This is a genomic window from Pseudomonas sp. S11P7 (assembly GCF_023195435.1).
Taxonomy (GTDB): Bacteria; Pseudomonadota; Gammaproteobacteria; order Pseudomonadales; family Pseudomonadaceae; genus Aquipseudomonas; species Aquipseudomonas fluorescens_G.
Genome location: NZ_JALPKS020000002.1, coordinates 1,976,437 through 1,988,851, shown reverse-complemented (window position 1 = coordinate 1,988,851; position 12,415 = coordinate 1,976,437). Strand labels below are relative to the sequence as shown.

Genomic DNA, 12,415 nt, shown 5'->3' with positions numbered 1-12,415 from the left:
CTTCATTTCGGAAGCGCAGCGTTCTGTATGAGTTCAGTGAAATTTTGCCCCGGCGGATCAATGGCTGCGTTAGCAAAAGGCTCGGCTTTTTCTCAGATTGGAATCTGCAAGGCGTGCACGATGCGCTTCATGCAGAGTGCACGAAGCGGTTTTATCGCGGCTCCGGCAAAGCCTCGATCCAGCGCGGTTTGGCCGATCGGTGCAAGTTGGCACAGCTCATGCGTTGGAGATAGGGAATACACCCGCACGGCCCATAGAGGCCTGTGTTCATACCGTGATAGCAGAGGCCAAAATAATGAACGCCATCGACCTACTCAAAGCCGATCATGAAAAAGTAAAAGACATCCTTAGCCAACTGAGCGAGTCGACTGAACGGGCGTTGAAAAAACGCGCCGAGCTGTTGACCAGGCTGGAGATGGAAGTCTCGATTCACACGCGCCTCGAAGAGGAAATCCTTTATCCCGCGTTCAAGGAAGCCGGGAGCAAGGAAGAGGACGTCATGTATTACGAAGCCAAGGAAGAACACCGCACCGTGGATTCGCTGGTGCTGCCGGATTTGAAAGAGACCGACCCGGGCACGCCTGAGTTTGCTGGCCGGGTGAAGGTGGTCAAGGAGTTGCTTGAGCACCATATCGAAGAAGAGGAATCGGAGATGTTTCCCAAGGCCAAACAGTTGTTGGGCAAGGCGAAGCTCGATGAGCTGGGCGCGCAGATGGAGGCCATGAAGGCCAGCTACAAGAAGGAACTGGCTGCTTAAGGATTACGCGTGGTTTGGCCCGGCTTTGGCTGGGCTTTTTTTGGTGCTCAGGGTGAAGGCGAAATATGTTCGGTTTGGGTACTGCGGTGCGTTCTCCCCTCACCCCAGCCCTCTCCCGAGAGAGAGGGAGCCGATCTCGGTTGGTTTCAGGACTGGCATTCAACTCGGTATTCCGTGTCGACATCTCAGGGCTAAACAACGCGGTCAGTCCCCTCTCCCTCCGGGAGAGGGCCAGGGTGAGGGGCTTTTGACTTTGTCTTTTCGCTTGTAGCGCGCCCCGACAACCCCTTATAACGACTGCTTTCATTTCAAGAACAAGAGACGTCAACCATGAGCAACGCCTGGAACGAAGGCTATTTCACCGACGAAGGCTACACCTACAGCTACAGCCGGGAGATCAACCCGGTGTTCCAGCGCTACTGCCTGTTGTTGCGCGGCTTTGCCAGTCTGGACACTACCGACGGCTATCACTGCGAACTCGGCTTCGGTCAGGGCGTGTCGATCAATATCCACGCCACCGCCAATCCGGGGACGTTCGTCGGTACGGATTTTCATCCGGGTCAGGCGGCTTATGCCGTTGAGCTGGCAGCGGCAGCCAACAATGGCGCCCGTCTCTACGACGACAGCTTCGAACAGTTGCTGGCGCGCTCTGACCTGCCGCAATTCGACAGCATCAGCCTGCACGGTATCTGGACCTGGGTCAGCCGTGACAATCAGAAGCTGATCCTCGAGTTCACCCGTCGTCACCTCAAACCCGGCGGCCATCTGTACGTCAGCTACAACAGTTTTCCGGGCTGGTCGCCGTCGGCGCCGTTGCGCCAGTTGTTCAGTCTGCATGATCGGTTTGCCAATGCCACGACGCGCCCGGATCAGCGCATCGACGCCGCGTTGCAGTTTTCCGAGGCGTTGCTGGCGGCCAATCCAAAATACGCTGCGGCCGCGCCGAGTCTGGGTGCGCGACTGCAGAGCATCAAGGGCCAGGATCGTCAGTACGTCGCCCATGAATATTTCAATCGCGACTGGAATTGCATGTATTTCGCCGACATGGTCGATGCCCTCGCACCCGCCAAGCTCGACTACGCGACGACAGCAGTGCCACTGGATTCGGTCGACCCGCTGAACCTGAGCGCGGAGGCCATGGATTTCCTTGAAACCATTGAGCACCCGGTCATGCGCGAGCAGGCGCGCGACTACTTCGTCAATCAGCATTTCCGCCGCGATCTGTACGTGCGCGGCGCCAACCGTCTGTCTGCGCCCGAGCGCCGCGCGCAGATGCTGCATACGCGCTTCGTGCTGCTGCAACCGGCAACGAGCGTACCCACCGCCGTCACTGGTCCGGCTGGCGAAGCCTCGTTGCAAGTGGAGATCTACGGCCCGGTGCTGGACGCACTGGCGGACCAGGCGTATGCCGCAAAATCAATGCGCCAGTTGCTTGCGGCGGCAGCACCGCTGACCTTCGACGATCTCGAACAAGCGCTTGCCGTACTGGTCGGCATGGGTGTCGTGGCGCCGTGCCAGAGCGAGGCGGCCGAGTTGCAAGTGCAAGACCGCTGCGCGGCGCTCAATCTGCAATTGTGCAAACGCTCCCTGTTCACCGCCAGGGTTCAGGTGCTGTCCAGCCCGGTCACCGGCGGTGGCGTGACGGTCAGCCGCTTCCAGCAACTGTTCCTGATTTCCATCAAACAAGGCAGAAAGCACCCGGCCGAATGGGCGCAACTGGCGTGGAGTGTGCTCAGCGAACAAAGCGAAGTGCTGGTCAAGGGCGACCAGCCGTTGCTCACTGCTGAAGAAAACCTGGCTGAATTGACCGAACAGGCGCAGGCGTTCGCCGACCAATCGCTGGTGGTACTCAAGGCGTTGAAAATCGCTTGATGTACAGAACGCGCGGAAGCAGTAGCAGGTTAAACCTGCCGCTGCCAACGCGCGGTTTTATTGGCTGCGCTGCTTAATCGAAAGCGCCATTGACGATTTCGTAAATCAAACCGGTCGCTAGCGCGACAAGAATCAGATCCGTCCCCACCTGCTGCCATTCGTAGCCGTCGTAATGCGGCAAGTGCCCCAGCAGGCGATTGTCCAGTCTCTTCGCAATACCCGGTGGAAGCGGCTTGCCCCGCGCCAGATTTTTCTGAATGCCCGGCGGCAGCGCCGGCCCGGGGCTCCAGTAATCGCGATAACCGCCCACGATCCCGAGAATGTTGCCGCGATCAATACTCGGACCGCCCCCGTGGCCTTGATTGCCCTGGCCTCCCTGCTTGCCTTGCCCACCCTGATTGCCCTGGCCTTTCTGTTTACCGTGATCCTGCGTGTTCTGCGGATTGCCTTTGCCGTTCCCCTGGCCTTTGCCGTTTCCGGGGTCGGCTGAAGCCACCGCAGAAGCGAAAACCAGTGCAAGGGAAGACGCCGTGGCAATCCATTTACGAGAGCTGATCATGGGTACTCCTTCATGGCGGGATGCATCAATGTGATCTGAGCATTGAGCTTCAGCTTAGTTTATTTCGCCGCGCTGACCATCGGTAAACCAGGCGGCTACGCTACAGACTGTGCGAGGCTTCACTGTTCCTTCAACAAATTGGCATTGCCTTGGCCCGGCGCTTGGGTCAGGATTCGCGCCTTTTCGACCGCCAACCGCGCATCTGTCCAACGCGATGCCCAGTCGACACCCAACTTGACCGCCGAGTAAGCCCCATGAATCGCCAAAAGAAACTCAAGCAACTGTTCAAGGAAAAGGCCAGGAAGGCCAGTGCCAAACTGGCGCCGAAAAAACCCAAGTACATCAGCAAGGCTGATCGCTTGAAACTGGCCGCTGAAGGCGCTGAGCCGGTGGAAAGCGGCGAGAGCGTTGCCTGACGCTCAGGACGCTTTACTCGCAAGCCACGCCCCCCAGAACAGGCTGCTGAAAAACCGCGTCGCCGTGCCAAACCCGGCCTCGCTCAGCAACGCCTGGACGGCGGCTTCGGAATGCGGCGGATCAGCGCCTTGGAGAATCTTGCCCAGTTTGGCCTGCACCTCGTCAGCACTGGCGCCCTGCTGCCGCCAGTGTTGCGCCCAGGCCTGGAGCAATAACGGCTGGCTGGCGTAAGCGTAGTGATTGCCGGCGACGATCAGCGGCGCACCTGGCTTCAGCCGGGTCTGGATCGCGCGCAGAATGTCGCGCTTGGGTTGATCACCGTTGAGATGATGAAGCACGCCGATCAGGGTTGCCGCGTCGAATGAGGCATCGGCAGGCAGATCTGCAACATGGCCCAAGTGTATTTGCGTTCTATCCAGCAAATCATGGGCCTGCAAATGCTGCACCGCGGTATCGAGCATCGGCTCGGACGGATCTACCGCGATAAAACGCCACTCCGGCTCCAGCGCCGCCATCGCAATGATCTCCTGCGCCGTCCCGCCAGCGCCCACCACCAGCACAGTTGCCGCACTGTCTGCACCAAGGCTGGCCGCCAGCATGCAGGCCGAGAGGTCATGGCAGGCATCGTACCCGGCCAGGGCAATGCGCGATTGTCTTGCGTATTCATTGGCACGAGAGGTGTCGAATTTTCCGGCGGGACTGGCCGAGAATTGGCTCATGGCGTTGCTCCTTGGTTTGGAGCAACGGTACGCCGGCGTTTCGGATAAGAAAAATTCATTGTGTTCATGCCCTGCATTCCTCTCGGGAATGCAGGGATGTGGATTTTTCGTTATTCGACCCTGCTCGATCAAGCGCCTGAATGGGTGTGGTAGATCTTGCTGACAATCGTCCACTGCCCTTCCACTTTCAGCAGATTGAAAAAGTCGGTGAAACGGAAACCCGAGACGTTGTCGGTATCGACGCGCGCGCTGGCGGCAGTACCGACGATATCGATCCGCACGATCGCCGCCTGAGCTTCGGGCGATGGGCGAAAGGACGTGTCGATCACGTCGTAGAGATTCTGTATCGCGCCGCCGACCAGGCGCTCGCCGTCGACACCAAACATCGTTGCTTGCGGATTAAATGCCGGTTTCATCAGCGTGCTGTCAGCCTTCGCGCCGCCTTCGTTGTACTGGTTGAGGACGGCGACGATCGCGTTGTATTCCTGCACGTAAGTTGGAGTTGTCATGGTGGGGTTCCTGTTTTGAGTGAAAAGCTGCCGCAAGCCAACGTTGGCGCGGCAACGGCTGGTGATCAGGCGCTGGCGGTGGGCCAGTCGATGTAACCTTTGGCGCCGCCGCCGTAATAGCTTTCACGGGGCGCGATGGTCAGTTGGGTACCGCGACGCAGGCGCTCGACCAGGTCGGGGTTGGCGATGAACAAGCGGCCGAACGCCACCGCATCGATGCGGCCTTGCGCGCGTCGTTCGAGAGCCATTGGCAGGTCGTAGTTGTTGTTACCAATGAACGGGCCGTCGAATTGCGCACTCAGCGCATCCAGATCAACGCCTTCCGGCACGCTGCGCGACGTGGCTGTCGCTCCTTCGACGAAATGCAGGTAGGCCAGATTCAACGGATTGAGCTGCTGGATGAGATAGCCGTAAGTCGCCATGACATGGCTGTCGGGCGGCGTGTTACCGGCATCAGGGGTAACCGGCGACAGGCGGATGCCGACGCGGTCGCTGCCCCAGACATCAATCACCGCGCGGGTGACTTCCAGGGTCAGGCGCGTACGGTTTTCGATGCTGCCGCCGTACTGATCGCTGCGCTGATTGGTCGAATCTCGCAGAAACTGGTCGAGCAGATAGCTGTTGGCCGAATGCACTTCCACGCCATCGAAACCGGCCTGTTTGGCGTTCTGCGCGGCACGTTGGTATTGCTCGATGATCCCGGCAATCTCCGCTGTTTCAAGTGCACGCGGCATCGACACGTCGACGAAGCCTTTTTCTGTGTAGGTGCTGCCCTCAGCCTTGATCGCCGAAGGTGCCACAGGTGCCTGGCCGTCCGGCTGCAACTCGATACTGGAAAACCGCCCGACGTGCCACAACTGGCAGACGATCTTGCCGCCGGCGGCGTGCACCGCATCGGTGACCTTTCTCCAGCCAACTACCTGCTCCTGATTCCAGATACCCGGTGTCATTGCATAACCGCGGCCCTGCGCAGAAATATTCGTCGCCTCGGCAATGATCAATCCGGCCGTGGCGCGCTGGGCGTAATAGGTTGCATGCAGGTCGTTGGGCACGCCGTCGTCGGCCATTCGGCTGCGCGTCAGTGGGGCCATGACGATGCGATTGGCCAAGTGCAGCGCGCCCAGGGTTACGGGTGAAAAAAGGTCGGTGTCAGCGGCGTGATCAATCATTTGACCTCCAAACATTAGACTGGTCGTCTAGCAACCAGTGTTAAAAAAACGCCCCTGAGCCAGCGGGCGGTTGCTTGTTACAAGCGTCCGTTGAGTGGACTTTCAGTGGCAGTGCAGCGGCGCCTCGTGTTTCACACTTGCCTCGACGGCCCCCGGTTGCAGCGCGATTTTTTCCCACTTGGCAATCACCAGCGGCGCGATGGCATTGCCGAGTACGTTCAGCGTCGTGGTACCGCTGTCGATGATCCGGAAAATCCCCGCGATCAGCGCCACGCCTTCCAATGGGAGGCCGGCCGACGCCAGCGTCGCGGAAAGAATGATGATGGCGAACCCCGGTACGCCCGCCGCGCCCTTGGACGTCAGCACCATCGTCACCACCAGCAATATCTGCTGCGACAGCGACAGGTCGATGGCATACAACTGCGCGACAAAAATCGTCGCGACACCAAGGAAAATCGATGCGCCATCGAGGTTGAACGCATAACCCACCGGCACCACGAAACTGACGATCCGCCGCGGTACACCGTACTGCTCAAGTCGACTCATCAACTGCGGCATGACCGCCGCCGACGCGGCACTGGAAAATGCCAGGATCAGTTCATTGCGGAAGTAACCAATCAACTTGAAAATGTTTTCGCCGATCAAGTAGCAGATCCCGCCGAGTATCAACAGGGCAAAGACAATCAACGCCACATAGACCACACCGATCAACTTGAGCAACGGCAACAGAGAGGCAAAACCAAACGTTGCGACGGTCGCGCCGATCATGCCGAACACACCAATCGGCGCGTAGGCCATGACAATGGAAACCACCTTGAACATCGCATCGGAAATGCTCTGCACCAAAGCGATGGCGGGTGCACTCTTGTCTTTGGGCAGTGCATTCAACGCCAGGCCGAACAACACCGCGAAGAACAACACCGAGAGCAACTTCGCTTCCGACATGGCCACCAGCACATTGTCCGGAACGATGTTCTGCACGATCACCAGAGCACCTTTGGACGGCTCCAGTTTGATCGCGGCGGCGTTGTGCGAAATGCCGGAAATATCGGTGCCTGCACCCGGTTCGAACAGGTTGGCGAAACACAGTCCGATGACGATCGCCAGCGCGGTGATCGCGAAAAAATAGCCCAGCGACTTGGCGCCCATGCGACCGAACGATTTGTTATCGCCACCGCCGGCAATCCCCAGAATCATGCAACAGAACACAATCGGCACGACCACCATCTTCATCATCTTGATAAAGATGTCGCCGAGGGGCTTGAGGATCTCCGCGCTGACCCAGGTTTGATACTGCGGATGGGTATTGAAATACCAACCGACGAGCACGCCAAGCAACAGCCCGGCAACGATTTGCCACACCAGGGGAATACGTTTCATGTCTAGCCTTCTTGTTGGAATGAACGCTCTGCGCGAAGGGCAGTTGCTAGAGTCATGAGCATCCAGCTCACTTTGAGAAATGGCACAACGCTGTTGTGCCATGGCGGTTGTTACTTGGCGAAGAGCTGGCTCATGTCCTTGAACGCCTTGAATTCCAGCGCGTTGCCGCAAGGATCGAAGAGAAACATGGTGGCTTGTTCACCGACCTGGCCCTGAAAGCGGATGTACGGTTCGATCACGAACTGCGTGCCGAACGACTTCAGACGTTCTGCCAGTGCCTCCCATTGTTGCCAGCCGAGAATGATGCCGAAGTGCGGCACCGGCACGTCATGGCCGTCAACCGGGTTGCTGTGTACGCTCTCCTGAGAGGCGGTTTTCGGATGTTCGTGAATCACCAGTTGATGGCCGTAAAAGTTGAAGTCGACCCATTGAGTGCTCGAGCGTCCTTCTTCAAGGCCAAAGACTTCACCGTAAAAAGTGCGCGCCGCAGCCAGGTCATAAACAGGGATAGCGAGGTGAAAAGGCGAGAGATTCATCAGGACTCCAATATCGTTCTTGTTGGTGGGCGAACAGGTCTTATCGATATCGGCGCTTTCGGTGCAGCCGACGTCGGGATGAAAAACATCCTAGGACGAAAAACCCAACATAAAAATCAATATATATTTCTCAGATTCACAACTAATATTTGTGAATGATCAAAGAACTGAAAACACTCATTGCCGTTGCCCGTGAAGGCACTTTCGCCGCCGCCGGGAATCGCATCGGCCTTACCCAGGCCGCCGTCAGCGCGCAGATGCAGCGTCTTGAAGCCGAACTCGGCTTCGAAATCTTCGACCGAAAAGGACGCACGGCGCACCTGAACAAGATGGGCCAGCAGATCCTGCTGCAAGCGCAGGACTTGCTCAGGCTCTACGACAACCTGGGTTCGACGGCCGTGGGTCTGCCGCCCAGCGTGCTGGTCAACATCGGCGCGATTGCTTCGGTGCAGCGTTCCTATCTGCCGGATGCGCTGGCGCGTTTTCACCAACGATGCCCGTATTGCCGAACCCGGGTGATTCCGGGCCTGTCGATGGAACTGGTCAATCTGGTGGACACCGGCGAGATCGACATGGCCGTGGTCATTCGCCCGCCCTTCTCGCTGCAGAGCGATTTGCGCTGGACCACCCTGGCCCTTGAGCCGTATCGGCTGATCGTGCCCCGCGACGTTGCGGGCGATGACTGGACGCAATTGCTGAACAGCCAGCCGTTCATCCGCTATGACCGCTCCTCTTTTGGCGGCAGACAGGTCGACCGCTTTTTGCGCCAGATGCATTTCAACCCGCGCGAAGTCTGTGAGCTGGACGAACTGGAGGCGATCATCAAACTGGTCGAAAACGGCGTCGGCGTAGCGCTGGTGCCGCAGACCTCGCCCGACTTCGAATGGCCTGCCGGCGTCCGTGCTTTCGACCTAGGGCCGCACAGTTTTCACCGCGATATCGGCCTCGTCCACCGAGCACGCGAGACCTTCACCGAGCCTGTGCGTGTCCTCGCCGAGTTGATCAGCACTCAGCTCAAACCCGGCGGCGCGCAGGCTTGATCGGCCGCATCATTAACTGCATCAATAACAACCATTAATTCAATGAAGTTCTCTTATCAGTGCTGCGGCGTAAGATCGGCTCCAGACCCAACCACTACCCAATGGAGCACACCATCATGAAACGCCAGGCCCTTCTCAGCATCGCTTTCTCGCTCTTCGCACTGAACGCTTTCGCCGCTCCCCCTGCGCAGCCGCTGGTTGCCGAAGGTGGTTCCGACCGTTTGCTGGAACAACGCACCGCTGCCGCGACGCAAACCGATCCACTGTTCAGCGATGCCGTCGCCGCCACTGAAACCGACCCGCTGTTCAGCGACGCCGTAGCCGAAGGCGGTTCTGACCGTCTGATCGAACGCCGCGCCGTCTGAATGCCGCGTTTCACTGCGGTCACTGAAGAAAAGCCCGACCTCGCCGTCGGGCTTTTTGCGTCCTGGCTTACTGAATACTGAGCGCAACCGCCTGCGCTCAACTAACCTTGAGTGACCTCATGCGGGAGCAAACAAACCATGTCCCTCGCTATCCGATGTCTGCTCGCCCCGACGGCTTCGTTACTGCTCGCGATGAGCGCCCACGCGCAAACCGGGGTCGACCCGCAGCAGCCACCCGCCCTGCTCCCGCTGGCTTCCGAAGCCGCGCCAATGCTGATTGCCTACCCGCCGCTCGCCGAGCCGCTGGCCCGTGGCGTGGTGATCATTCAATACCGCACCGAGCACACACGGATCATGCCGGTGTTCGGCAAAGCGGCGGTACCGGTGTCGCCGCGACTGGGGCATCTGCACGTCACCGTGGATGACTGGCAAGGCACCTGGGCCCACACCAGTGAAGACCCGATCATTCTGGTCGGCCTGACGCCGGGATCGCACAAAGTATTGCTGGAAATCGCCGATCCGACGCACACCGTGCTGACCAGCACGACGGTGAATTTCGTCGTGCCCGCCAAACAGCCCTGAGCGACGTCTACGGCCGGCGCGCAAACTTTTTCTCCGCGCTCGGGTTGATCACCTACCCTCATAGACTGTCCGGTCGATGCGAGCCGTCCCGCCATGCGCGACACCTTGAAATGGATGTTGTTGGTCACCCTCACCCTGCTCGGTAGCAGCAGCCTTGCGCTGTGGGCAGAAGATTTGCCAGCGCCGGCGCCGAGTGCCACGGCGCCGTTGCCAGTGATCGCGCAAAGTGATCTGCAAGCTCTGCAGCAACGCCTCGACGGGCTCAAGCAGCAGATCTCTGCGGCGAACAACTACAACCAGCTCGAAGGTCCGCAGGATCGGGTGCAGGCGTTCATTCTGGATATCGATCGATTGTCAGCTGCGCTGTTGCCGCAGCAGGCGCAACTGGCGGTGCAACTGAGCGTGCTCGGCGCCGCGCCGGATACCGACGTCGCCGCCGAACAAGCCGACATCATTGCCCAGCGAGCGACGCTGACGACGCAGAAAGCCAGGCTCGACAGCACCTTGAAAAGCCTCGCCGCGCTGAAGCAGAACGCCGCGGACCTGATCACCCAGATTGCCGGCATCCGCCGTTCGCTACTGGAAAGCGAACTGACGCTGGGTACTCACAGCGTGCTGAATCCAGGCTTTTGGTCGCCGCTGCTCAATCCCGGTGCGGATGATCGTCAGCGTTGGCATTTTTTCGTCGATCAAGTGCGTATTTCCTGGAACAGCGTGTGGGTGCCCGGCGAGCGCTTTTACACCAGCATGCTGGTGGTGTTGGCGTTCATTGTCTGGACGTTGGGACGCCGGCTCGCCGAACGCGGCCTGACCTGGCTGTGCATTCATCGCGTCCCCGAGGGCCGGTTGCGGCGCAGCGCACTGGCCTTCGCTTCGGCGCTGGCGACCATCGCCACCACCGCCATCGCCCTGCAAATTCTGTTTTATGCCTGCACCCGGCATCAGCCGTTATCGCCAGTGCTGCAAACCTTCTCCGAAGAGTTTGAAAAGGTTGTGTATGCCTGCGTGCTGATTACCGGTCTGAGCCGCGCGCTACTGTCGACCGAACATCCTTCATGGCGCCTGCCAGCAATTGCCGATCCGGTGGCGCAGGCACTCAAGCCCTACCCGCGGGTTCTGTCCTGCACATTGCTGGTGCTGGTCACGCTGGTACAGGTCAGCAACGCCACCGGCATGAGCAGCCAGATCGTGATCACCGGGCGCGGGATCATTGCCATGGTGGTGCTGGCGATCGTGCTGACCTTGCTGGTGCGCGTCGGCAAGGTGCGCAAGGCGCTGGTCGCAGCCAATGACGCGGCGGCGGCCAACAGCACGTTCGCCGGGATCATCTACACGGTCGCCAGCGTTTCGATGGTGGTCTCGGCGCTGGCCTTGCTCGCGGGTTACGTGTCGCTGGCGCGGTTCATCAGTTATCAGCTGGTCTGGGCCTTCATTGTCTTGTCCGGTTTCTACCTGCTGATTCAACTGGTCAAGGACGTGTGCGAGCATGTGTTTTCCGCCAGGCATGCCAGCGGCAAGGCGCTCAAGCAGTTACTCGGCATCGGCGATCGGCGCCTCGATCAGATATCGACCCTGCTGTCGGGCTTCAGCCGTGCCGCGCTGATGCTGCTGGCAGTGATCAGCCTGTTCGTCGGCGGCATCGGCACCACGCTCGGGCAGTTGCTGAGCAACATCATGGTCATCCTCGGCGGCGCCGGGTTGCGCAAGTTGAACATCGTCCCCGCGCACCTGCTCAATGCCGTACTGGCCTTGATCATCGGGATCTGGCTGATTCGCACCCTCAGCCGCTGGCTGGACCACGAGTTCCTGCCCAAGACCGAGATGGACCCCGGCATGTGCGCCTCGCTGAGTACGTTGTTTTCCAATATTGGTTACGCGCTGGTGATTCTGCTGACCCTGTCGTCGCTGGGCGTGCAGTGGACCAATCTGGCGTGGATCGTCAGCGCCTTGTCGGTGGGCATCGGTTTCGGTTTGCAGGAGATCGTGAAGAACTTCGTTTCCGGGCTGATTCTGCTGACGGAGCGGCCGGTGAAGGTCGGCGACCTGATCAGCATCAGCGGCGTCGAAGGCGACATCCGCCGGATCAACGTGCGCGCCACGGAAATCCAGCTCAGCGACCGCTCGATCGTCATCGTGCCCAACTCGCAATTGATTTCGCAGAACCTGCGCAACGTCACCCTGGGCGGCAGCGCGCAAGGCGTGGCGTCGCTGGAGCTGATGTTCCCGCTGGACATCGACCCTGAGCAAGTCAAAGAGCTGCTGCTGGATACCTACCGCGAAAACGAAACCCTGCTGGATAAACCGGCGCCGTTCGTGCGCTTCAGCAAGCTGTCGCCGGACGGGATTACCCTGACGGTGACCGGGTATGTGGCCAGCCCAAGGATTGTCGGGGTGACCAAGAGTGATTTGCTATTCGAAATCTTGAAGCGACTGGGCGCGGCGGGCATTGCGCTGGCGAAACCGCCAGCGACCAGCTAGCCGCTGCTCACCCCGGCGCTGCGCAGGACGCA

General features: G+C 59.5%; 13 protein-coding genes. 7 read left to right on the top strand and 6 right to left on the bottom strand.

The window, feature by feature from the left end:
• The first annotated feature begins 295 nt into the window (after positions 1-295).
• Together M0746_RS09260 and M0746_RS09255 are read left to right on the top strand one after the other, a co-directional pair.
• On the top strand, positions 296-757 hold the full coding sequence (locus M0746_RS09260; protein WP_258448907.1) for a hemerythrin domain-containing protein: 462 nt from the start codon (positions 296-298) through the stop codon (positions 755-757).
• Positions 758-1,087: 330 nt separating this feature from the next.
• Positions 1,088-2,629 carry a class I SAM-dependent methyltransferase gene (locus M0746_RS09255; protein ID WP_258448906.1) on the top strand — a complete coding sequence of 514 codons (1,542 nt, stop codon included), beginning with the start codon at positions 1,088-1,090 and terminating at the stop codon, positions 2,627-2,629.
• Between the two features lie 73 nt (positions 2,630-2,702).
• On the opposite strand, the gene M0746_RS09250 is transcribed toward M0746_RS09255, so the two are convergent.
• Complete coding sequence (locus M0746_RS09250; RefSeq protein WP_258448905.1) at positions 2,703-3,188, bottom strand: RcnB family protein; 486 nt, start codon at positions 3,186-3,188, stop codon at positions 2,703-2,705.
• Between the two features lie 254 nt (positions 3,189-3,442).
• Here M0746_RS09250 and M0746_RS09245 point away from each other — a divergent pair, with 254 nt between their 5' ends.
• Positions 3,443-3,604, top strand: a complete 162-nt coding sequence (locus M0746_RS09245) for a DUF2986 domain-containing protein (RefSeq protein ID WP_208940853.1) — start codon at positions 3,443-3,445, stop codon at positions 3,602-3,604.
• A 3-nt stretch (positions 3,605-3,607) separates the two neighbouring features.
• Here the strand turns inward: M0746_RS09245 and M0746_RS09240 are convergent, their stop codons facing one another.
• From M0746_RS09240 to M0746_RS09220, 5 genes are all read right to left on the bottom strand, one after another.
• Complete coding sequence (locus M0746_RS09240) at positions 3,608-4,324, bottom strand: SAM-dependent methyltransferase (protein ID WP_258448904.1); 717 nt, start codon at positions 4,322-4,324, stop codon at positions 3,608-3,610.
• 128 nt (positions 4,325-4,452) lie between these two features.
• Positions 4,453-4,833: a nuclear transport factor 2 family protein gene (locus M0746_RS09235; RefSeq protein WP_258448903.1), complete on the bottom strand. Its 381-nt coding sequence runs from the start codon at positions 4,831-4,833 to the stop codon at positions 4,453-4,455.
• Positions 4,834-4,898: 65 nt separating this feature from the next.
• On the bottom strand, positions 4,899-6,002 hold the full coding sequence (locus M0746_RS09230) for an alkene reductase (RefSeq protein WP_258448902.1): 1,104 nt from the start codon (positions 6,000-6,002) through the stop codon (positions 4,899-4,901).
• 102 nt (positions 6,003-6,104) lie between these two features.
• Entirely contained in the window at positions 6,105-7,382 is a 1,278-nt protein-coding gene (locus tag M0746_RS09225) for a cation:dicarboxylate symporter family transporter (protein WP_258448901.1), read from the bottom strand.
• 110 nt (positions 7,383-7,492) lie between these two features.
• Complete coding sequence (locus M0746_RS09220; RefSeq protein WP_258448900.1) at positions 7,493-7,918, bottom strand: VOC family protein; 426 nt, start codon at positions 7,916-7,918, stop codon at positions 7,493-7,495.
• A 155-nt stretch (positions 7,919-8,073) separates the two neighbouring features.
• On the opposite strand from M0746_RS09220, the gene M0746_RS09215 reads away from it, so the two are divergent.
• From M0746_RS09215 to M0746_RS09200, 4 genes are all read left to right on the top strand, one after another.
• A complete protein-coding gene (locus M0746_RS09215) occupies positions 8,074-8,958 on the top strand; it encodes a LysR substrate-binding domain-containing protein (protein ID WP_258448899.1) in 885 nt (294 codons plus the stop codon).
• 116 nt (positions 8,959-9,074) lie between these two features.
• A complete protein-coding gene (locus M0746_RS09210; protein WP_258448898.1) occupies positions 9,075-9,323 on the top strand; it encodes a hypothetical protein in 249 nt (82 codons plus the stop codon).
• 138 nt (positions 9,324-9,461) lie between these two features.
• The gene (locus M0746_RS09205) at positions 9,462-9,905 is read left to right on the top strand and encodes a DUF6130 family protein (protein WP_342454859.1); all 444 of its coding nucleotides are present in this window, start codon (positions 9,462-9,464) and stop codon (positions 9,903-9,905) included.
• A 93-nt stretch (positions 9,906-9,998) separates the two neighbouring features.
• Positions 9,999-12,383, top strand: coding sequence for a DUF3772 domain-containing protein (locus tag M0746_RS09200; RefSeq protein WP_258448897.1), 2,385 nt, complete (start codon positions 9,999-10,001; stop codon positions 12,381-12,383).
• The last annotated feature ends 32 nt before the right edge of the window (positions 12,384-12,415 follow it).